19 protein-coding genes and 1 tRNA gene are annotated in these 23,266 nt (G+C 38.3%); 10 read left to right on the top strand and 10 right to left on the bottom strand.

Annotation, left to right across the window (positions count from 1 at the left end):
* Positions 1-469 precede the first annotated feature (469 nt).
* The gene (locus BW983_RS24180) at positions 470-643 is read left to right on the top strand and encodes a hypothetical protein (RefSeq protein ID WP_167370012.1); all 174 of its coding nucleotides are present in this window, start codon (positions 470-472) and stop codon (positions 641-643) included.
* Positions 644-866: 223 nt separating this feature from the next.
* Here the strand turns inward: BW983_RS24180 and BW983_RS19405 are convergent, their stop codons facing one another.
* The 6 genes from BW983_RS19405 to BW983_RS19380 all read right to left on the bottom strand — a co-directional run bounded on the left by BW983_RS19405 (position 867) and on the right by BW983_RS19380 (position 7,022).
* Complete coding sequence (locus tag BW983_RS19405; protein ID WP_076553453.1) at positions 867-1,304, bottom strand: hypothetical protein; 438 nt, start codon at positions 1,302-1,304, stop codon at positions 867-869.
* A 143-nt stretch (positions 1,305-1,447) separates the two neighbouring features.
* Positions 1,448-1,891, bottom strand: a complete 444-nt coding sequence (locus BW983_RS19400) for a hypothetical protein (protein ID WP_076553452.1) — start codon at positions 1,889-1,891, stop codon at positions 1,448-1,450.
* Between the two features lie 11 nt (positions 1,892-1,902).
* Entirely contained in the window at positions 1,903-3,588 is a 1,686-nt protein-coding gene (locus BW983_RS19395) for a Hint domain-containing protein (protein WP_084184590.1), read from the bottom strand.
* 4 nt (positions 3,589-3,592) lie between these two features.
* Positions 3,593-4,399, bottom strand: a complete 807-nt coding sequence (locus tag BW983_RS19390) for a hypothetical protein (RefSeq protein ID WP_076553451.1) — start codon at positions 4,397-4,399, stop codon at positions 3,593-3,595.
* A gap of 4 nt (positions 4,400-4,403) precedes the next feature.
* Complete coding sequence (locus tag BW983_RS19385) at positions 4,404-6,524, bottom strand: type VI secretion system Vgr family protein (protein ID WP_084184589.1); 2,121 nt, start codon at positions 6,522-6,524, stop codon at positions 4,404-4,406.
* Positions 6,525-6,948: 424 nt separating this feature from the next.
* Positions 6,949-7,022 (bottom strand) — tRNA-Ala (locus BW983_RS19380).
* Between the two features lie 156 nt (positions 7,023-7,178).
* Between BW983_RS19380 and BW983_RS19375 the strand changes: the two genes are divergently transcribed.
* Positions 7,179-7,769 (top strand): hypothetical protein, encoded by a 591-nt coding sequence (locus BW983_RS19375; protein WP_076553450.1) that lies wholly within the window; start codon positions 7,179-7,181, stop codon positions 7,767-7,769.
* 17 nt (positions 7,770-7,786) lie between these two features.
* Here the strand turns inward: BW983_RS19375 and BW983_RS19370 are convergent, their stop codons facing one another.
* The 3 genes from BW983_RS19370 to BW983_RS19360 all read right to left on the bottom strand — a co-directional run bounded on the left by BW983_RS19370 (position 7,787) and on the right by BW983_RS19360 (position 10,332).
* Positions 7,787-9,154, bottom strand: a complete 1,368-nt coding sequence (locus BW983_RS19370) for a serine hydrolase domain-containing protein (protein ID WP_228409041.1) — start codon at positions 9,152-9,154, stop codon at positions 7,787-7,789.
* Positions 9,154-9,852, bottom strand: coding sequence for a Z-ring associated ZapG family protein (locus tag BW983_RS19365; protein ID WP_076553449.1), 699 nt, complete (start codon positions 9,850-9,852; stop codon positions 9,154-9,156). Before BW983_RS19365 ends, BW983_RS19370 begins: the two co-directional genes overlap by 1 nt.
* Positions 9,853-9,918: 66 nt before the next feature.
* Positions 9,919-10,332 (bottom strand): S41 family peptidase, encoded by a 414-nt coding sequence (locus BW983_RS19360; protein ID WP_076553448.1) that lies wholly within the window; start codon positions 10,330-10,332, stop codon positions 9,919-9,921.
* 393 nt (positions 10,333-10,725) lie between these two features.
* On the opposite strand from BW983_RS19360, the gene BW983_RS19355 reads away from it, so the two are divergent.
* The 6 genes from BW983_RS19355 (at position 10,726) to BW983_RS19330 (ending at position 17,005) form a co-directional block, all read left to right on the top strand.
* Positions 10,726-11,571 carry an RteC domain-containing protein gene (locus BW983_RS19355; RefSeq protein ID WP_072997319.1) on the top strand — a complete coding sequence of 282 codons (846 nt, stop codon included), beginning with the start codon at positions 10,726-10,728 and terminating at the stop codon, positions 11,569-11,571.
* 260 nt (positions 11,572-11,831) lie between these two features.
* Positions 11,832-12,185: a helix-turn-helix domain-containing protein gene (locus BW983_RS19350; RefSeq protein WP_072997318.1), complete on the top strand. Its 354-nt coding sequence runs from the start codon at positions 11,832-11,834 to the stop codon at positions 12,183-12,185.
* An 11-nt stretch (positions 12,186-12,196) separates the two neighbouring features.
* Positions 12,197-12,490 (top strand): helix-turn-helix domain-containing protein, encoded by a 294-nt coding sequence (locus BW983_RS19345; protein ID WP_072997317.1) that lies wholly within the window; start codon positions 12,197-12,199, stop codon positions 12,488-12,490.
* A 99-nt stretch (positions 12,491-12,589) separates the two neighbouring features.
* Positions 12,590-14,041 carry a DUF3945 domain-containing protein gene (locus BW983_RS19340; protein ID WP_072997316.1) on the top strand — a complete coding sequence of 484 codons (1,452 nt, stop codon included), beginning with the start codon at positions 12,590-12,592 and terminating at the stop codon, positions 14,039-14,041.
* Positions 14,042-14,043: 2 nt separating this feature from the next.
* Positions 14,044-16,137: a type IA DNA topoisomerase gene (locus BW983_RS19335; protein WP_072997315.1), complete on the top strand. Its 2,094-nt coding sequence runs from the start codon at positions 14,044-14,046 to the stop codon at positions 16,135-16,137.
* Complete coding sequence (locus BW983_RS19330; protein ID WP_072997314.1) at positions 16,127-17,005, top strand: ORF6N domain-containing protein; 879 nt, start codon at positions 16,127-16,129, stop codon at positions 17,003-17,005. Before BW983_RS19335 ends, BW983_RS19330 begins: the two co-directional genes overlap by 11 nt.
* Positions 17,006-17,036: 31 nt before the next feature.
* Here BW983_RS19330 and BW983_RS19325 read toward each other — a convergent pair whose 3' ends face one another.
* Complete coding sequence (locus BW983_RS19325; protein ID WP_072997313.1) at positions 17,037-17,213, bottom strand: histone H1; 177 nt, start codon at positions 17,211-17,213, stop codon at positions 17,037-17,039.
* Positions 17,214-17,386: 173 nt separating this feature from the next.
* Here BW983_RS19325 and BW983_RS19320 point away from each other — a divergent pair, with 173 nt between their 5' ends.
* Together BW983_RS19320 and BW983_RS19315 are read left to right on the top strand one after the other, a co-directional pair.
* Positions 17,387-17,824 (top strand): DUF1896 domain-containing protein, encoded by a 438-nt coding sequence (locus BW983_RS19320; protein WP_072997312.1) that lies wholly within the window; start codon positions 17,387-17,389, stop codon positions 17,822-17,824.
* On the top strand, positions 17,811-23,255 hold the full coding sequence (locus BW983_RS19315; protein ID WP_072997311.1) for a helicase-related protein: 5,445 nt from the start codon (positions 17,811-17,813) through the stop codon (positions 23,253-23,255). Before BW983_RS19320 ends, BW983_RS19315 begins: the two co-directional genes overlap by 14 nt.
* Positions 23,256-23,266 lie beyond the last annotated feature (11 nt).

Below are 23,266 nucleotides of genomic sequence, written 5' to 3'. Positions count from 1 at the left end.
AAAAATGAAGTTTTGATTGTGTGATTAAGTATAGATAAATGATGTGGTGTTGTAGGTTGTATTTATTCAAACTAGTATTAACACAAACAATACACATACCATTATCATTACTTTTTAATGAAAAGTTGATTTTTGTGGTATCTTTTTAATAAAAATATTCTGAAACACAAACAAGTATATAAATAATCCTTTTGAAAATTATGATCTGTTGTAGCAATAAAAAACGCCTGTAGGACGTTCTTCTGTAAAATCAGTAGATACTTGAATAATTCAAGTATCCAAATATAAAGAAGGACTTATACCCCAGAACACGTTAAAGTGGTAAAATCAGCAATCAATAGGTTTAAATTAAACATTGAAAAACTGGAATTAGAATTTTGACTACTGTTTTTCTTAGGGCTTGATATAAAGTGTTAAGACAACCTGTATAATTATTTGGTTTTGTCAAAAAAAATCACTAAATTGAATTATGAAAAAAAGTAATATTCAGGACAATATAACACATGCGGGCAAAGTTAACGAACGTACTAAAGCCCTAGAAATACTTGAAAAAGCAAAGAAAGTACAAGGTAAAATAACATTCCTTAGACAAGGTGTAGGTAGAAATTTCAAACCGAAAAATGAGGAAGAGTTGAAGGATTAAAATTTATTTCCCCTGTATCTTTAAGCCGTGGAAATAATATAGGTAAACACGCAAATGTTGCTGTAAAAGCTTTAAGTGGTTTTCATAAAGCACAATACCTTTGCTGTAGTTTAGATTATAACGAATTGAAAAATAATAGTTTTCATTATCCTCAATATCAAAATTATAAACTTTTTCGTAATAAGATAAAAAAATTAGACTGTCTGTTATGACAGTCTAATTTTTATAATATTTTTTCTTTTTCTACAGGAGTGTTGGACTTTATTAAATTACCTGTTTCATCATAAAAATTATAACGTTCAAACTGACAATCTTCTAATTTATATTTTTCTCCATTAAGTATAGAAAAATATTTTCCATCCTTAATTTCCCCTATATTTAGATCAAGTATTACTATCCCTTTTTCAATCTGCTGCCTCCATCCAATTAAATCTTTTGAATAGGATAACCCATAAAAGTGCTTGTTATCTGGGGTAATTATAATAAAATTCTCACTTAAAACACCTCCTTTTTTGGGGATTAAAGGTGAATTGGCAGATGCAATTATATTAACAAAATTATCTTTTGTAATTTTTCCATTACCACTTTGAATATAAATGTATCTGTACTCTCTAAGATCAAATTCTTCTTTTCCTGGAAGAATCATATTTTCTATTTTCATAATAATTAAGGTGTTCTATAATTTTATAATTCTTGAGTAAATAAAAAAGCTGCTTGTTCTCAAAGCAGCCTAAAAGTATTATTAATATATTTTTATTATTTCGAACAATTTTATAAATCCGGTAAAGATTTCACGGATTCAATTTATTCATTAATAGGAATCGCCATATCTTCCATATTATTCTTTAAAATAGTACTGATATAATTTCCTTTTTTTCTTGGGATGGAAGCTGTTGCAAAAGTTCTTGGAGCTTTATATACTTCCCCTTTATAATCAGGGCTTGTAAGAACTGGCATCATATAATAAGCATTATCCTGATCTTCAGTATCCATAACCCATTTGCCTCCTAAATGTTTTCTAAATGTTTCTCCAATATAAATGGTAAGAAGGTCTAACATTTTAGGGTCTTCCTTTAAATTGTTGATAGATGAATAATTATTGATAATCCATTTCTCTAATTCATCTAGTGATTTGATACTATAATCTAAATTAATGTTATTCTCTTTTGCAAAGTCTTCTGTAAAGGAGTCCATTTTTTCTCCAATGAAAAAAATCCACTCCTGAAAGTTTTCTTGTGTATATGACATAAACTATAAAATTATTTAATATGAGTAACTTTGATTCCTGCTGCTTTTAGTTCGTCTATTAATGGCTGGCTTGCTCCTCCTTCAATTCTCCATTCAATATCCCATCCATCTTTTACGAGCTGTTTATCTCTTAATATTTCGTATTTAATATCATCAGTTCTGGAAAAATAATTTCCTGATTTTACTTCAACCCCCATTTTAGCATCTACATCTGCAATATCTAACCGTCGATTAACTTCTTCTCCATCAATTTTCACTTTAACAGTTTGCTCTCGAGATCCCCAACCTATTTCATTATGATAACTATCTGCTGCTGCGTTCCCTTTGTTAGCATTTTGCATATTAGCATCATAAGTTTTATCCCATCTATCTTTACTCCATTCTCCACCTCGTTCTTGATAGTCCTCCCACGCTTGAGCTCTATGTTCAGGACTTCCAGCTTCCGGTTTATACCCATTATGCACCAGAATTCCATCCTCGGTAACATAATAGTTCTCATTATCCTCAATATCAAAATTATAAACTTTTTCGTAATGAGGCAAGACTTCTATGCTGATAACAGTTGTATAATCTCCACCTTTTAAATGTAATAGATCTCCAGCTTTAAGGCTTCCGGCTTCTATCCATTCATCATTACAGAAAAACCTATGTTCAGGAGTCACGCGTACGAATTCTCCAGTGGGTAGCTCCAAAGAAAGCATTTGCTGGGTAAACCTTTCGTGCTTTGTAAAGATAGGTTTATATTCCTGCTGTTTGGTAGTTTCGTTATACGTTAAGACAAGGTCACCTTCATAAAGATCTTCAATGTTCTGCATTCCATTTGGTGTGTGAACTTTTGTTCCTGCAGGAAAACAAACCAATGTGGCTCCTTTTGCTGCAAAAATACCTAATACAAGACTTACGCCACTGTCTTTTAACTTTTCAAGAACATCTTTATCACTGCTCCAGATATTGTATTGTTCATAATAAGCCCCTCCAATTCCCAGTCCACGCATGGTTTTACAGAACAATGATGCATTTTTAAACCCTTTAAAAGTAAACTGCTCTATTAATTCTTTTCGTGCCGTATTGGCAAACTGACGGGTAAATTCACGGCCAAAAGTAACGGCAGTCTGTCGTGCACCGGTTACTCCCGCAGCGGTAGTCGCTCCTGCAGCACCACCCACCATGCCTACTGCTCCACGACCGGCAAGAAATCCAAAAGCAAAATTGGCAACATGCCCCAGATTGGTAAGGGCGGCACTTCCCCACGCTTCCCAAACTGTTTCTTTGGCTGTAATAGTTCCGCCTTCTGCAGGGCAAACCATAATAGAAGAAAGGGTAAGTGTTTTATGGTCCTGTATAGAGAACTTTTGAGAAGTATTGGTCCAGATTCTCTGGGAAGCTGCAGCTTTACATTTTATAAGCCCAATAGCTACTGCAGCCAAAATGGCGGCAGCAATAATGGCAGCAACCAGCCAACCAGGTCCTGGAATCATAGCACATATCCCTACAGCAATTCCAGCCACGGCACCTGCCATAAAAGCTACACTGCCAAGACATACAAAGTTATTTCCTTTTAAGGTATCCAGCTCTGTAGCAGCTTTATCTCCGCTGAAGGTTACAAAATCCTGACTGGTTACCTTCATTTGCTTCGGAGCTACTCCTTTGTCACAAACCAGGTAATGTTTTTCGGTAAGGTACTGTTCTTCTTCCATAATGTTACAATTCTAAATGAGTATCCATATAACAGTGATAATAGAAAAACTCCCCCAGTTTCTCGGTAATGGTAAAATCTGATTTTAACAATATCCGGTCATCATACAGGTATTTTCCTTTTACTTGATATTCGGGATGCATAAAATTGTCTTTTGCAAATTCCCGTAGCCTTCGGATCATTTTTTCATCACGGATCATCTTTCCTTCTGCATTCCATTCATTAAATCCCTGTTCTGTTTCTCTCTCCGATACAGAAAGGTTAATAGGAATAACAACTCCGGCTCCGAACCGGTCCATATCTTCTCTTTTAAGGTAGCTTTTAGATCCTTCCAGCATCGGCTCCTTTCCGAAAATATAGAAGAACTGGTAGATAAAATGGATGTAGCGTATGCTTTTTATTTCCATTTCTTCATTGGTCAGTTCATATTCTTTAGCACGAATTATCTCATAAGCTTCAATGGGATGAGCGTTGGTAAGCCATTCTTTTACGCCTTTCCATTTTTCACGGATCATATCCCCGTTATAGATTTTGGCAATCTCTCCTTTTTTATTGATCCCTAATTCCAGCGTATTGTAAATGCTGCAAACTTTATTGGTCATTTCAGTAATCTGAACAATTAAAGGATCTTCATACATTTCTAATTCATAATCTGTTTCCGTGATTTCAAAAATGTGATAGTCTTCATCGGGATCTTTTCCTTTATAAATTACAGAGGTTTTAATGTTAATCTTATAATTGCTGTCTAGACTGTGTACTTTAGTTCTTCCTGTAATAGCAGTGTTATACATATATTCTTTTCCAATCTCCATTCTCCTACTTATTAATATTTACTTTTTTACTGTTAATCTGCACATCATCACCTCCTGTTATCCCCACATTTTTACCTCCTATTTTGGTACTGTCTTTTCCTGAAAGATCCAGACTTTCTTTTGCATCTACTTTAATTTCTTTTCCATTGATGGTAATTTTCCCTTCTTTATCGATAATTACAGTACTTGCTCCTACCACAATTTTAAATTCAGTATTCGCTGTAAGGGAAACTTTTCCGTTTTTATCCATTTGAAGAACAGAAGCATCTCCTACATTAATCATATTGGTATTTCCTGCTCTTACTGTATTATCATTCCCTACATTTACTTCTTTGTTCTTATTGGCGTTAGTGGTTGCATTTCCAGCTCCGTCAAAGAACATGCTTGCGCCCCCTTGATCTTTAAGATTCATAGAGCCTGCTCCATTGTCATATTTAAGTTCTGCGCCGCTTCTTCCACTAAAACTCATGATATTATTTCCTGTTCCACCACCGGAACCAATACCACCATGGTACATTCCGCCCATCACAAAAGGTCTGTCAGGATGAAGATGAACAAAATTGACAATCACCTGATCTCCAACCTCGGGAACAGACATAAATCCTCTGTTTTTGCCTACTTTTTCACTACTTCCAGCATCGGGAGACATTACACGGATAAATTCTGTAGTATCCTGCCCACCTTGCCAGTCAAGCTGAACCTGCACTCGTCCCTGATTTTCCGGATCTGTATTGGAAATTACTTTTCCGAATTGAGGTTCTGCCACCGGAATCACAAACTCAGGTCTTGGAATAAATCCTGTATCGGACGCAATTGCATGAAAAGAGCCATCATAATATCCTCTGGCATCTACTTCATGAGTTACCTCTATCAGCATGAGTTTAGTGAAATATTCGGTCTCATTAGTATCTGTTTTCCGCATTTCTATATCAGCAATACAACCCGGATAAAGAAATGGAACTGTTGTATTCCCTGATGTAATGAAAACTTGTGATGCGTTACTTCCTGCCGTTCCTTTTTGGGAAGCATCAATATCCATGAATGATGATGCTTTGATAGGTGCTATTCTTAATGATGGGGTTTGAAAAGTTTTTTCTGAAATTTCATAAGCACGTTTGGCTATATCAGAGGTATGATTAATCTTTGGGCTTCCGCCTTTAAATTTTTCATTTTTACTACTATTGTACCCATAAAATGAGGGGCTAACGTGTTGTGCCTTCATTTTGATTTTAACATCAGTAAGGTTACTTCCATAAGTTAACATTATCGGTTTCTCCTGTGGTGGTAGTTGTCCAAAATGCAAAACTTCTCCATCGTAAAAGAATTGTTCACCATAGGCTTCAGCCATTCTGGCAAGATAATTATAGTGCGTTTCTTCATATTGGCAACTGTAGGAAACATTTCCGTGTCTTGCATCAACTCTGAAATCAAATTTACCTTGTCCTAATCCTTCTTTAATGACTTCTGAAGCAATACTGTTTAAGCTCATAGGCTGCCCTCCACCAAAACTCTGAATATGGGGAGCAGCATCTAATAAAACCGTTGGACTACACCCCGAAAGTACAAGATTTCCAAGACTTCCTTTTTCCTGACTGAAACCCACTTCAGTAATTACTCCTACAAAGTTTCGTTCAGGACCTTCTTCCACATCTTTATATTTAAAAACAACGGTAATTCTTTTACCCAAGAAATTCTGTATCGTTTCAAGATTATGGTTTTCTGCCTTTCCTAAAGTATCATGAGCTAGTACAAGATCAAATTCATGGTGTTTCGTTGCACTTTGTTTGAGCTTAAAATGTTTAAAATACTTTATTGGGGTACCTTCAACATGAATATCCAGCTTCACAACACGATTGATTCCAGCAATAGCATTTGACGGAATCGTTTCTGCTTTATAAATTTTTGAAGTAGGTTGCTTTGACCAAACTTTTTCTTTGACAATAGCAGATTCATTGGGCAATAATGGCTGATTGAGGATTTGTTTACCTGTATTCGTTATATTTTTAACCTGTGAAGTAGCATTTTGAACATCCGGAATGTTCACTTTTTCTTTAATCGTATTTACAAAATCTGGTTTATCTGAATGTATTCCCGTTTTGGGAAGTTTTTTATCATCTTTAAACATGACATAATTTTTTCAGTTGTGTAATAATATGGTATTGGTTGAGACCAGCTGGCTCAAGTAACAGACAATAGTTTACCGGTCTCATTGGCAATACTAATAATTAACTGTTATGAGCAAGACACTATTAAATTTCTCTAAGAAAGAAATTATGCATTAAGTACAAGAATGTACTTCTTCAGAAGTTGTGTTCTGTTTTTTTTCATAAGTTTTTTTAGTGATTTGGTATTTGCAATATATATCGTTTAGAATTCACGACAAAATGAAATAGACATTATTTTAAAAAGTGTCGTAGTTCTACGACTCTAAGTTTAAAAATAAAACAAACAACTACTTATCAATCACTTATACAGCCGAAAATCATTATAATGATAGAATAAATAAAAAGACTTGTAATACAGTATTACAAGTCTTTTTATTTTTTAAGTGGAGAATACGGGATTCGAACCCGTGACCTTTTGACTGCCAGTCAAACGCGCTAGCCAACTGCGCCAATCCCCCGTGTGAAGCGGTACAAAAGTAAGTATTTATATGATATATTTACATCTTTAATGAAAAACTCAGCTTTAAAATGGTTATAATATAAAATGTGCTTAATGTTATTTCAAAGGTTTCTATTTATATTTATTATGCAATTTTTTCTTAGATTTAAAGATTATGAGAGTATATTTATTATTACTTGGCTTTTTTGGGATGGTTTCATGTGATTCACAGAAAAATGACCTTCTATCCATACCGTTTGGTCAGCCAGTTACAGAACTTATTCACACCAATAAACTACAAGAAACTCAGGATGTAAATTATGGGGTATATTCCTATCAAACTGATCAATTGGATAAATTCAGAATAGGTAATATAAACTTGAAAACTTATGCTTATCCAAATAGTGCAGCAGCAGATTATAACAATCTTCAAATGTATGTGGACAATCGTAAATCTCAAAGGTATCTTGGCTTCCGGTATACCACAGTAAAACAGGATGAGATAACAGCATTACTTGAACAGCTTAAAAAGCAATATCCTGAATTTGAACGCAGAAAAGATTCTCCGGGAGATGCTTACTTCTGGGATCTTAAATCATTAAATGCCTGGTTATTCTACTACCCTAGCTTTTCCAGAGATAAAAATGATAAGAACTTTTTACATTCCAATTTTCTATTTGTAAAGAAAGGCACTCGTGTAGAGAATTCAAAAGATACTTCTGTTTTTACAATCTGGCAACTGATGGAACTTCAATACCCTAAATAAAAGGTCATAATATTGTATTATTTCTTTCGTAATTCCACTACCCCAGCCTTACTTATTTTAATAGCAGAATATTTTCCATTGGCGTCTTTAATAAATTCCACGGTTCTGTTATCATCATCCGACCTGAAAAATTTGTTGTCTGATTCCGGAAATAATTCAATATCCATGTCATTATAATAAAGCTTTCCATTGTTTTCAAAAATTTTAATATCTCCATAATTTCCTGTAAAGGACTTGTAAAGTGAAATATTGTTTTTAAAAATCTTATGATGATACGGAAGTTCTACTTCTTTACCAAAGCATATTGCAGCCAATCCATAAGCAATCATATAAGACGGTGACTGATTATTAGAAAGAACAGTAATTGACAAATTATCATCTACATATCGATTAAAAGAAGTCATTGCGCCAAAGAAACCTCCATCATGTGCAATCAATGTATGTCCCTGATTGTAAAAAGGATTAACCAAAAAACCATAGCCAAAATTCTGGTCATTATAAGATGTGAACATCAATTGCTTCATCTTTTCACTTAAAATGGCTGTACCATATAATGCTTTATCCCATTTCAAAAGGTCATTAACTGTTGAGTAAATTCCATCATGTCCAATATTGAACGACCAGTTAATATATGGATTTTTAGTATAATCTTTTCCATTTTTGGTATATCTGTCAGCCATATTCGCGACTAATTCATCATTGGTCATTACTCCAGTTTCATTCATTTTTAGTGGAGTAAAAATATTTTCTTTTAAGTACTCGGAATAGCTTTTGCCGCTTACTTTTTCTATAATCCGAGCCAGTAAATAATAACCAATATTACTATATGCCGTCTGTTTTCCAGGTGTAAATAAGAATTCTTTTTGAATAATATGCTTCAATACCTGATCCTGAGTTAAAGCAACCTGATTCAGATATAGTTCATCAAAATCCATCTGAAGTCCAGACATATGGGAAAGCAGCATGTGAAGAGTGATCTGATCACCTTTTGGAAAGCCCGGAAAATATTTATTTAATTGATCGTCAACAGACAAAAGGTTATGCTCTGCCAATTGGAGAATTGCTAATGCGGTAAACTGCTTGCTTACAGAAGCCAGACTATATTTTGCATTGGTGGTTGTTTTTATTTTCCATTCATAATTTGCATAGCCATAAGCCTCTCTCAAAAGCACTGAATCTTTTCTGGCAATCAGAACCGTACCACTGAATCCATTCACGTCAGTCTGAGCTTTCATATATTGAGATAGTTTATCCGAAAGGCTGATTCTGCTCTTTGTTAAGTTGCGGTCCCCTGCAATCACTTTAGCTTGTGAAAGACTTTTGATAGGGAGCAAGCTAACTCCTAAAAAAAATAGTAATCCTAAACTTTTCATACTTTTAATCATTAAGACATTTTTAAATTAGAGAATTTATCCTGCAAAATTTTCACAAATCTCTCTCCAACTACCTGGTATTTTGCTCTTGATTCTAATTGTTTTTTTAAGTTAAGCATATCTCCGGGATCAACTGCATAGTGAAGTCTATCGTGAATTTCAAGAGCTAGCGAATTTCCATCAATATCAAAAGTGATAATATACGTTTGAGGTAAATATTCTTCTGATGATTTTGCATAAACTCCTAACTGTGACTTCAAGATCCCTCCATATTGAAGACTGGCTGTTTCAATTCTGAAATTATCAAATACTATATTTTCATCTAACTCGCCAATAGTATTGGTACTGAAAAAGTGTAAATTGTTACCACTTAAAACCCAAAAACAATGTGTTTCGATTCGTTTCAGCTTTATGCCTATTGCAGATAAGGCTATATTCTTTATCCCATCAGTTATAATTTCCTGTACTTTATTGGCTGTGGATTGGGGAACAGACGCAGAAGTAAAAGCATCGATGGGTTTACCATTCATCCATTGGGTTAATTTTGAAAAATCCTGAGCTAAAAGTTCCTCTTTGTATTGGTTATATTTAGTTCTTTCAGCATCTAAATCAATTTCTGATTTCGCTGTTTTGTGTTTCTTATTCATGAAAATCATAAAGGCTACACCTGCAATGATTACTACGACTGGAATTAAAAATAATGGATTCATTCTATTATGGTTTAAGTTTTAATATCTAATTATATAGTTGCTGGAATTATTTTTTAGTTTATAATTTCAGGAATTTGATTTTAATTTTTGAATGAGATTTTCTATTTCAGATGAGGTTAATTCTGTTTTTGTCCCTGTTGCTAGTATATTTTTCAATAGTTTTATATGAGCAACTTTTAAAGCATCTTTGGCTTTTACTTCCTGATCTGGAATTACACCAACATGGTTCCAGTTTTTTTGATTGACCAATGAGCTTACTTTTCCGGAAGGAACAAGGAGTAAATATTGATTTTGAACTATAAAATGATCTACGGGATTAGCGGCTCCGCCTGTTTTTTCACCTATCACTTCAGCCACTTTATGCTGTTGTAAAAAGTAAGCAAGTGCTTCTGATGCAGAAAAACTGTCTTTGCTGGTAAGAATATATACTTTTTTGTGAAGATATTTTGCCCCGGAAACCTCAGACTGTGTGCTGTTCATTATAGTTTTATCTTCATGTCTGACATAGGTGGTATAAAGGTCTTTTTTTTATTAAAAAAGATTAATAAGGCTAAAAGTTGTTTATAAAGAGTAGTTTACAAGATTTGAAAACCGTATCGGTAACGATTTAGTCATGGTGCTTGTTGCACTCACTTTCACTTGATTACCTTGTAAATCATTAGTGCAAATTTAATAAAATAAGGGTAAAGTAACACTAAATACTTTGCCCTTTTTTATCTTTTCACAGCTACTAAAGTACATCCGTTAATGAAAATCTTTCCCAATATGGGGGAATCTGTGGAAAAAGTTTCAATATTATTTTCAAATTTTGCCATACCGACAATAGATATAGCTCCGAAACAAATAGTGTCAAACACTTAAAAAGTCTATGCTATGGAAATTACGTTGAGCAAAATATTATTGCAAATTCGGCATCAGGAAGACAAAGTATCTTCTCAAATGATGCGAACATCGGAAGAGGCTTATGAAATGACCATATTCCTAAGAGAAATGCTGTGTTCTGTAAAATCTTCAGTCTTACAAACTGGATTTAAGGATGAACAACAGGAGGTTGACTTTTTCAAGAATATCAAACCAGAGATATTAGGAAAGCTCATTTATTATAACAAGGTATTCCGTATTGAAACGACCTGCCCTGTCAGCAACGGCAAAATGTATTATGCCTATTTTGAAAATGAATTAAAAAATCTCAAATCCGAATACAAGGATAGTATCTGTAATACGGATTTTTACAAGTATTACCGTGCAGGGAGAACAGACCGTGACCATACTTATTTCAGGCTCGGACAAATCAACTACCACGATGGGTTAAATAGCGGTGTCTTTGAAATTGACCTTAATTTCTCAACGTATTATGACAATCGGGTTGCCCATATTATTGCAAATGAATTACTGTATAATTATCTACTTACTAAAATCAATCCCGAAGAAAATCCCGAAATGGTTTTGATAAGTGGAGATGCCAACATGGATATTTCTTGGACGAACTCGCAAAACGCACTTATTGAGCTTATATACGCTATCTATGCCTCAAATTCTGTTAGCTACGGAAAAATCGGTATCAAAAAATTAGCCTTGATATTTCAGGTTTTATTCCAAACACCGCTAAACGATATACATCACGCTTTCCACAGAATGAAAACCCGAAGCGGTTCCCGAACTGCATTTTTAGACCAGCTCAAAAACTCATTGGAAGAATATATGGATAAAGACCTTTAGTTTATGATCGTCTTATTTTCAAAGCAGTACATTACCGTGTACTGCTTTTTTGTTTGTATCATTTGCCAATATACACCAATTGGCGAACGGTGGTTGAATCCGTTGACGAAACATTTAAAATCCCTTAAAACCCTTATCTGATAAGTTTTTTTTTCAATTGTAAAAATTTTCAAAAAATGCCCAAACCAATTGGCGAAGGTTGGCGGACAAACACTGCCACCTTTGGCAATTTTGCATAGTGAACTTTAAAAAGCTATGCAATGAAAATCATAACTATAGAAGAAGAAGCGTGGAAAAATCTAAATAGCCGTATCAACGCTATTGCTGATTATCTGAAAAGATTGGAAGACACAAGCTATGACGATCTGTGGCTCAATAACCACGAGGTATGCCAATATCTGCACATCAGCGAAAAGACTTTGTGGCGTATGCGTAATAAAAGCGAGATAGCGTATTCAAAAATCTATGGACAATATTTCTATACCATCGGAGCAATTAAGGATATGCTCAATGCCAATGCCATACAGAGTAGTGACGAGTATGTACAACAACTTATGGAAAAGGGCAAAAGCTATATCGAAAAAGGTAGAAAAATAAAATCCGACAAACTTTAAAACTTATCCTTATGAATATTGATAGAATGGAATTTTTGTCGTGGATGGAACGTATAATGGACAGGTTCGATATGCTGAGCGACAATATAGACGACTTGCAAAAGAAACGAAACAGCATTGATGGCGAAGAATTGCTGGATAATCAAGACTTACTGCAAATGCTGAAAATAAGCAACCGCTCTCTACAACGGTATCGCTCCATTGGAAAGCTACCCTATTACACAATAAGCGGAAAGCTGTATTACAAGCTGTCCGATGTGCATCAGTTCATCAGGGAGAGCTTTAACCCTCCTGCGAACAAATAGAAAGCCAATGAGCGACAAATACTGCCTTTGAGTGCCACATCGGGCAAGTCAGTGAACGCTTCCTTTACTTTCGGCGATGAACTTTAAATTTTTATGATTATGAGCGAAGAAATAACAAACAAGCAGGAAATGCCCGAACAGTTATCGGACATATTGTTAGTGCTGGATAAAGAAAAAATGAAAATCCAAGCCGTAAAGAGCATTGACGAAAACGGAAAAATGGAAACCGTAGACCCCACGAAAAAGAATCAAAATCAATTTATGCGTGTGGATAAGCATGGCGATTTCTTCTCTAATTTCTTCTCTAACTTTTTCAGTCAACTGAAAAATCCAACCAACTTTTCATTTTTTAAAGTTGCTGAACCCGAAGCTATTGAAAAGGCAAAGGAAATGCAGAAGCAGGTTGACAAGCCCACTCCGGAGGGCGAAAAGATGATGAAAGAACACGAAGTAAAAACCGACATACAAGAGAATAATAAACAAGAAAATAAAAATGATATGGCAACAGCACAAACAACACCGGAAACAAGCGAATACCGCTACAAGCCGGAGCAGATCGATTGGGATACAATGAAAAATATCGGATTGAGTAAGGAATATCTTGAAAAAAGAAACCTGCTCGATCCTTTGCTAAGAGGTTATAAAACCAACGAACTTGTGCCAATAGGCATCAATCTCGGCGGTTCCATCCTCCGCACAGATGCCCGCCTGTCTTTACAGCAAGGCGAAGACGGAAATGCTATCGTGGCAATACACGGTATCAAAAAAGAACCTAATCTGCATTTTGAGTTCTTCGGACACAAGTTTACAGATGAGGATAAGAAAAACCTGCTCGAAACAGGTAACATGGGGCGTGTGGTTAATCTAATCAATTCTAAAACAGGCGAACTAATGCCGTCTATTATCAGTATTGACAGGCTTACCAATGATGTAATTGCCCTGCGAACAGATTTCATTAAAATTCCCGATGAAATTAAGGGGGTAAAACTGAACGATGAGCAAAAGCAAACCTTAATGGAGGGCAAACCGCTCAAATTGGAGGGGATGATTTCCACAAAAGGAACGGAGTTCTCGGCAACCGTACAGTACAATGCTGATAAACGCTATACTGAATTTTTGTTTGACCGTAGTAACTCCAACGGACAAAAGCAAAATAACCAACAAAACAATCAGCAAAGCCAACCACAGGAAGCCCCAAAAACATTTCGGGGTAAGGAACTGACCGATGAGCAGTATAAGGATTTCAAAGCGGGTCAAACCGTGTATATGGCAGGTCTGGTCGATAAGAAAGGGCAAACGTATAACGGTTACATCACGTTCAACAAAGACACCGGAAAAACTGGCTTTGAGTTTCCAAATCAATATAAAGAAAGAATGCAACCTACCGAAGCCCACAAAACGCAAACTGCCGTCAATTCGCAGGGTAAAACCAACGAAGCGACCAAAAACATCAAAGAGCCTTTGAAGTCCGGGCAACAAAGACCTAAAAATGAAAAACAGCAGGAGCAACAAAACAAGCCTGCAAAATCAAGAGGTAGAAAAGTTAGTTAGTTATGAAAACAGTTATAGCAGAAAAACCAAGCGTAGCAAAAGAAATAGCCAGCCTGTTGGGAGCATCCGAAAAAAAGGACGGCTACCTTATAGGGAATGGCTATTTTGTTACGTGGGCATTCGGACATTTGGTCGGATTGGGAATGCCCGAAGATTACGGAATTTCGGGGTTTGATCAGGCATCATTGCCGATACTCCCCAATCCGTTTATTTTGACTGTCCGAAAAGTCAAAAAGAACAAAGGCTATACAGCCGATACAGGAGCATTGAAACAACTAAAAGTTATCGAACAACTTTTTCAACGTAGTGATAGCATTGTCGTTGCGACCGATGCAGGGCGTGAGGGCGAACTTATTTTTAGATACATTTATGAACACCTGAAATGCCGTAAACCCTTTGAACGGCTGTGGATAAGCTCGCTTACCGAAAGAGCCATCAAACAAGGCTTTGAGAAACTGAAAGACGGAAAAGAATTTGACGGATTGTATCAGGCAGCACAAGGCAGAAGCCGTGCCGATTGGTTGGTAGGTATCAATGCCACACAAGCATTGAGCATAGCCGCAGGCAACGGCATTTATTCACTCGGCAGAGTGCAGACACCTACATTGGCGTTAATTTGTAAACGCTATTTGGAAAACAAGAATTTTACGGTAAAGAAATATTGGCAAATACAGTTGTTGCACCGAAAAGAGGATATAGATTTTAAAAGCATTTCTAAAACCAAATGGGAAGACCAAAAGCTCGCAAATGATACATTGCGGTTAATCGGAAGACACGGCACTGCTACGGTTGTAGCTGTGGAAAGCAAAAACGCAACGGAGCAACCACCTTTGCTTTTTGACCTTACAGGCTTGCAAAAGGAAGCAAACAAAAAGCTGAACCTGTCTGCCGAACAAACCCTGAACATCGCTCAAAGCCTTTATGAAAAGAAATTCATCACCTACCCACGTACAGGAAGCAAATACATCCCTGAAGATATGTGGAGTGAGATTCCCAATCTCGTAAGAGCCTTGCAGGACAACGAAAATTTTAAACAAGCCATAGCCAAAATGAAATGGGGTCGTTTCAATAAACGGATTGTAAATGATCTCCGTGTTACTGACCATCATGGATTGTTGATTACTGATAAAATCCCGTCCGCACTCAACGCAGACGAAACAAAAGTCTATAACATGATTGCCTTTCGCTTGCTCGAAGCCATTTCGCAAGCCTGTGTCAAAGAGATAACCGATATAGCATTGGAAGTTTCACACTATGATTTTACGCTGAAAGGATGTAAGATCCTGGATGCAGGTTGGCGTTCCATAAAAGGCAATTTTATGGATGAAGACACCGAACCGATACAGGATTTGCCCGAACTTAAAAAGGGCGATGAACTAAAAATAAAAGAAGCCTCCGTTTTGGAGAAGAAAACCAAACCACCTGTGCTTTATACCGAAGCCGGACTTTTGTCAGCTATGGAAACCGCTGGTAAGGAAATAGAAAATGAAGAAGAACGGAAAGCCCTGCAAAATATCGGCATCGGTACGCCTGCGACAAGAGCCGCAATAATCGAAACCTTGTTTACCCGCAATTATATCCAAAGGGAAAAGAAATCTTTAATCCCGACCGAAAAAGGATTACAGGTTTATGAATTGGTCAAAGACCGTAAAATTGCAGATGTAGCGATGACTGCCGAATGGGAATTAGCATTACAGAAAATTGAAAACAACGAAGTAGATGCAAGGGTATTTCAGAGGGAGATGGAAACTTATGCCAAATCCATCACGGATGAATTGTTACAAACCTCCATTGCCAACGGGAACCTACCCCAACTTGCCTGCCCGAAATGTAAAACCCGGCAACTCATTATCCGTGACAAGATTGTCAAATGTCCTGACGAAAATTGTAGCTGGGTGCAGTTCCGCAATGTATGTGGAGTGCAAATCGGGATAGATGATATAACGAGCCTTGTCAATAAAGGCAAAACCTCGTTAATCAAAGGAATGAAAAGCAAAGCCGGAAAGAAATTCGATGCTTACATCGTGCTAAAAGAAAATGCCGAGAGTTCGTTTGAGTTTGAGAACAAGAAAAGCAATAAACGAAATGGAAAATAAACAGACTATTGTACCTAAAGAAATCAAAAATCTGATTTATACCATACGTGACAAGCAAGTGATGTTGGACAGCGATCTCGCTTCTTTATACCAAGTGGAAACAAAGAACCTCAACAAAGCCGTAAAAAGAAATATTGAGCGGTTTCCTGCTTCTTTTTGTTTTCAACTGACCGATAAGGAAGTTGAAGACTTGAGGTTCCAAATTGGAACCTCAAGTTTGAGTTACGGTGGACGGCGTTACCTGCCCTATGTTTTTACCGAACAAGGGGTTGCAATGGCTTCTGCTATACTTCGTTCTGATGTTGCTGTCAAAGTCAGTGTAGAAATTATGGAAGCATTTGTAGAAATGCGTAGAATGCTTATTAGCAATGCTTCTTTATTCCATCGTTTGGATAATATTGAATTAAAGCAATTAGAAGCCGATCAAAAATTTGAAGAAATCTTTAAGGCTTTGGAAAGTGACAAGCTCCATAGCGAAAAAGGTATCTTTTACAATGGACAGGTCTTTGATGCCTATACCTTTGTATCAGACATTATCCGAAGTGCCGATAAATCAATTATCCTGCTCGATAATTACACAGATGATACAGTGCTGACCTTGTTGGGCAAACGTAAGGATAACGTAACAGCAAAAATCTACACCAAAAATATCAGCAATCAGTTAAGGCTGGACTTACAACGATACAACAGCCAATATCCCCCGATTGAAATTGAGATTTTCTCCGATGCCCATGACCGATTTTTGATCATAGACCAGACGCAACTGTATCATATTGGAGCTTCGCTAAAAGACCTGGGCAAAAAATGGTTTGCTTTTTCCAGAATGGATATAGAAGTCGGCAGGATGCTTCAACTTCTGAACGAATAATAAACCCTCTGAAATTTCAGAGGGTTTTATTTTAGTTTTTTGATGCTTCCAACGAAACTTTTCTAAACTCTTTTAAAAGTTTCTCCAATTCAAGAGAAGCCTTACGGGCTCTTGTTCCTGCGGCTTTGTTCCCTTTTTCTGCCTGTAATTCCGCATCAGCTTTGAATGCTTCAATGCTTGCGTTGATTTTTTCGATTAGTTCATTCATTATGATAATGGATTAAAATTTATAACAAACAAAAGTACATTTTTAAGCCCTTACATCAACTACGTTTTACGACAAATCCTGCCTCTCAAAGCCAAACCCTGCCACATCTTCAAAGGCTCTTGATCTCTACTCTAATTTTAGGCTTTACGCAAAATTTCTAAACAAAAATTATTATGAGTACACAGCAAAAAGACTTGTCGTATTTCCGTTTACGACTGCAAGAGCATCTTAATTCGAGCTTTCCCGAAAAAGCCAACGATCAAAAATTTATCGACCAGCGTTCCTCGTGGGCAGCGAATGCTTATGAGGGAGCGTTCCGCTCCGGCAACGCTATCGACCAATGCAATGAGATAGCCAATTACATTCTGTTTGAAAACCTGCATTTCTCCAAATTCGATACCATTTTTCAAGTGGTCTGCAATGAGTTTGATACCCTTATGGCAGACGAGGAACTGCGACCGTTCGCCTTCAAAATGTTTCCCGTCTGTGAGCCTGTTTTTGCCAAATATAAACTGACAGATGATTTCGCTTACGGTTATGAGTTTGATGTCCTCTATACCGAACTGACGGGAACTATCGCAATATGGATAGAGGAAAATGGGCTTCAGTAAAAGGCAACACCTCCAGCACAACATCGAAGCCCTGCGGATTGCTTTTACATTAGAAAAGGAAAGACGACAAGCCACCGCAGAGGAAAGACTGCTAATGAAGCGTTACAGCGGATTTGGCGGTCTTAAATTCGTGTTGAATCCCATAGCGAATGAAATAGACATCAATCATTGGCGAAAAACCGAACATGATCTTTTTCCGATAACACAGGAACTCCATAAACTGCTCAAAGAAAATTCCGAAGACGATAAGCAATACCGTCGGTATGTAGATAGTATGAAAAGCTCGGTACTGACTGCTTTTTATACACCACCACAGGTCATAGATACGATTGCTTCGACATTGAGGAATAGCGGTCTTAATATTGATACATTCCTCGAACCCTCCGCAGGTATCGGCTCCTTTATACAATCATTTGCAGAGAACCGGGAGGCTAAAGTTACTGCTTATGAAAAGGATTTGCTCACAGGCAAAATATTAAAGCACCTTTATCCTGAAAGCACTATCCGCATTAGCGGATTTGAAGAGATACCTGAAAAAGAGCAAGGCTCGTATGCTGTAATTGCAAGCAATATCCCTTTTGGGGATACTTCGGTATTTGATCTGTCGTTTTCCCGAAGCAAAGACCCCGCAAAAGTACAGGCTGCCCGCAGCATCCACAATTATTTCTTCTTAAAAGGAAATGACATGCTTCGTGAGGGCGGTTTACAGGTGTTTATTACTTCTCAGGGTATTCTGAACAGTCCAAAGAATGAGCCAATACGCAGGGCGTTAATGGAAAACAACAATCTGGTTTCGGCTATTCGATTGCCGAATAACCTGTTTACGGATTATGCAGGTACAGAGGTTGGAAGTGATTTAATCATATTACAAAAAGATATACAAAAACAAAAAAATTCCTGGAGAGAAAATAAGTTCTGCGGCACATACATAACAGCGGAAAACTTCTCAACTAACGTATTATTGGGAGATCTCGACAGGGTGGTTCATACCGACAAAAAAATAGACACCGATCCTTACGGACAACCTGCTCTCATCTATACTCACAAAGGGGGTATTGAGGGCATAGCAAAAGACCTCAATCAAATGCTTTCCGATGATTTTGGAAAATATTTGGATTTAGGTTTATACAAAGGCAAACGGAACGATGACCCCATCACACCAATACCAATTACCCCGACAGTCGCACCTCCGGTTGCCGAACCTTTAACAGTTCAGACGGAACCACCTAAACAACGAAATATTCCACCTGCAACCGTTCAGGAAAGTCCACAGGAATTAAAGCAACTGAGCATTTTCGATTTGTTTGAGAATGCAGGGGAACCCGTAGCGGTTCTTGCTCCACCAAAGAAAACTACCCAGAGTAAAAGAAAGACAGTAAAAAGCAGGCGTGCTCCTATGGGTCGGCAAACCGACCTGTTCAGCGGTACAATGCAACAATCTTACACGCCTCCTGCTTCAAACGGTACAGTAAAGAGAAACACTCGACCGAACAACACCGGACAGGAAATAATCGGCGACTTGTTTTCACAAGTTGGCGGGAATGGCCACGCTGATAAGCCAGCCGATCCCGACATAGCAATCAACACCATCCCCGAACCTGCTCCGTACAGTGGCGAACTGCAAGCATTCCACCGAAACGACTGCCTTGTCGTGGATAATGGCTGGGTGGGTCATCTGCAAGAAGTAGAGGCAAAAGACGGTACGGCTGTTTTCCACCCCTTGCAATTGCCGCCTTTACAGAAAGCAAGAGCCGAAGCGTATATCGGGGTGCGTGATGTTTATCAACTGCTATACACCAAAGAAGCAGAACAACAGATCGAGCATAAAAAAGAAAGGGAAACTCTTAACCGTCTTTACGATGCCTTTGTGAAGCGGTACGGGAACCTTAACAATGCCGATAACATCAAGTTGATAAAAACAGATAGTGCCGGAAAGGAAATACCTTATTTGGAGCGTGTAAAAGGCGGTATTATTCATAAATCGGATATTTTCAGTCGTCCTGTAAGTTTCTCAACTGTAACCATAACAACCGACAATCCCGAAGAAGCGTTATCCGCTTCGCTGAACAAATACGGGAGCGTGGATCTGGGCTATATGTCCGAAATCAGCAATATGCCTGCTGATGCTTTGAGGGAAGCCCTGCACGGTCGTATTTATTACAATCCGCTCGAAAAGGAATATGAAATTGCTGAACGTTGGGTTGCGGGCAACGTTGTGGAGAAAGCACAAGAGGTCAGAGCCCACCTCGAAAACAATCCCGATGATGCCCAAGCCAAAGAAAGCCTTACCGTATTAGAGGAAGCAAGACCAAGACGTATCGAATTTGAGGAACTCGATTTTAATCTCGGCGAACGCTGGATACCCGCAGGCATTTATGCCCGGTTTGCATCGCACCTTTTCGATACAGAAGTCCGTATCCATTACTCCGATAGTGCCGACGATTTCTCCGTAACCTGTAAGCAAAAGAACGTACACATTTGGGATAAATATGCGGTCAAAGCCAAAAGCCGGACGTATGACGGAATTGCCCTGCTCAAACACGCCCTCATCAATACCACGCCCGATATTTCTAAAACAGTACAGGTAGATGGCAAAGATGTTAAGGTAAGGGATATGGAAGCCATACAAATGGCGAATACCAGGATTGACGAAATCCGAACTGCCTTTACCGATTGGCTTCACGCCCAAAACGATGTGTTCAAAAAAAGGCTGACCGACCAATACAACGACACCTTTAACTGTTTTGTCCGCCCGAACTACGACGGCTCACATCAGGAGTTTCCGGGATTAGACCGAAAGGGATTGGAGATTGACGACCTGTATTCGAGCCAAAAGGATGCGGTCTGGATGATAAAGCTCAACAACGGTGCTATCTGCGACCACGAAGTAGGTGCAGGAAAGACGTTGATAATGTGTACGGGAGCACAGGAAATGAAGCGTTTGGGCTTGGCACACAAACCGATGATTATCGGACTGAAAGCCAATGTACCCGAAATTGCCGAAGCCTACCGCACCGCTTATCCCCACGCCAAAATCCTCTATCCGGGCATTGATGACTTTACGCCCGAAAAACGTCTGCGGATTTTCGGTGATATTAAAAACAACGAGTGGGATTGTGTGATACTCACACACGACCAATTCGGGATGATACCGCAATCACCCGAAATACAAAAGGAAATCCTGCAAATCGAATTAGACAGCGTAGAAGAAAATCTTGATGTTTTGCGTAGTCAAGGAGATGAAGTAACCAGAGGTATGCTTGCCGGAGCGGAAAAACAAAAGGAAAACCTCGAAGTAAAGCTCAAAACGCTGCAACACGATATTGAAAACCGCAAAGATGACATTGTAGATTTCAAAATGATGGGTATAGACCATTTGTTTGTAGACGAAAGCCACCAATTCAAAAACCTGATGTTCAACACAAGGCATTCGAGGGTTGCGGGATTGGGCAATCAACAGGGAAGCCAAAAGGCACTGAACCTGCTGTTTGCTATCCGTACCATACAGGAGCGTATTGATGCGGATATGGGGGCAACTTTCCTGTCGGGAACTACCATAAGCAATTCGCTTACCGAACTGTACCTGCTCTTTAAATACCTGCGACCAAGAGCATTGGCAAAACAGGGTATTAACTCCTTTGATGCGTGGGCAGCGATTTATGCAAAGAAAACGACCGATTATGAATTTTCGGTAGCTAATAATATCGTGGCAAAAGAGCGTTTCCGATACTTTATCAAAGTACCGGAACTGGCTCAATTCTATTCCGAAATCACGGATTACCGTACTGCGGAAATGATTGGTATTGACCGCCCAGAAAAGAACGAGGTGTTTTATAACATACCGCCTACGCCAGACCAGGAGCAATTTATCGAAAAGCTGATGGAGTTTGCCAAAACAGGCAAAGGCGAATTATTGGGCAGAGAACCTTTATCTAAAAAAGAGGAAAAAGCAAAAATGCTCATCGCTACGGATTACGCCCGTAAGATGTCTTTGGATATGCGGATGGTAAGCCCTCATTACCAAGACCACCCCGACAACAAGGCTACGCATTGTGCGAATAATATCGCTAAGTATTACCACAAATTCAATGCACAGAAAGGAACGCAATTCGTGTTTTCGGATTTGGGAACATACAAACCGAACCAATGGAATATCTACTCCGAAATCAAACGCAAGTTGGCGGAAGACCACGGCATACCTGCACACGAAATCCGCTTTATACAGGAAGCGAAAAATGACAAGCAACGCAAAGAACTTATACAAGGAATGAACAGCGGTAAAATCCGTGTGTTGTTCGGTTCTACGAGTATGCTCGGTACAGGTGTCAATGCACAGAAAAGAGCCGTTGCCGTACATCATCTGGATACGCCTTGGCGACCGTCCGACCTTGCCCAAAGGGATGGTCGGGCTATCCGAAAAGGCAATGAAATAGCCAAACATTTTAACAACAATAAAGTGGATGTCATTATTTATGCAGTAGAAAAATCGTTGGACAGTTACAAGTTCAACCTGCTGTACAACAAACAGCTATTTATCGACCAGTTAAAATCCAATAATCTCGGCAAACGGACGATTGACGAGGGCAGTATGGACGAAAAATCGGGCATGAACTTCTCAGAATACGTGGCTATTCTTATGGGCAATACCGACCTGTTGGACAAAGCTAAAATAGAAAAACAGATTGCCGGACTGGAAAGCGAAAGGCAATCGTTCAACCGTTCAAAATCGAGTGCCAAATATAAATTGGAAGACTATACGGCAGAACTCGACAGAACCCAATCCCGATTTGACCGTATGAGCCTTGACTGGAATAACCTGCAAGGGCGTATTCAAAAACTGTCGGATGGTACTGTTGCTAACCTTATTAAGCTGGACGGCTTGTCGCCAAATGCGGATACAAAACAAATCGGTACAAAGCTCAATCAGCTTGCGGACAAATCCCGTACAGGGGGGGATTATGAGGAAATCGGAAGCCTCTACGGTTTTCAGCTTTTGGTAAAAACGGAAATGTCGCAAAAGGACGGTGCGGATATTCGGGTAAACCGATTTTTGATACAGGGCGAGGGAAATATCAAATATACCTACAACAACGGTATCCTTGCCAAAGATGAGAAGCTGGCATCTATGAATTTCCTTAATGCACTGGAAAAACTACCTTCCTACATTGAACAGGAACAAAAGAGAATAGCCGAAATTAAAAAGGATTTACCTGTTCTTCATGAAGTGTTGAACGGTACGTGGAGTAAAGAGAACCGATTGAACGAACTTAAAACCGAGCTGGCTTCTGTTGAGCGGAAAATACAGTTATCTATCAAGCCCAAAACACACGACGAACCCGAAGAACAAACTGAAAAACAGCAAGAAACACCAAAGGTTTCGGAAAGTATTGTGCGAACAAAAGGCATTCATTTACCAAGAGGGGTATTATAAAAGGGGCTTTT

Source organism: Chryseobacterium ureilyticum (assembly GCF_900156735.1).
In the GTDB taxonomy this organism is placed as follows: domain Bacteria; phylum Bacteroidota; class Bacteroidia; order Flavobacteriales; family Weeksellaceae; genus Chryseobacterium; species Chryseobacterium ureilyticum.
The sequence above is the reverse complement of the archived record's forward strand: the minus strand, read 5'-3'. Positions and strand labels throughout refer to the sequence as shown.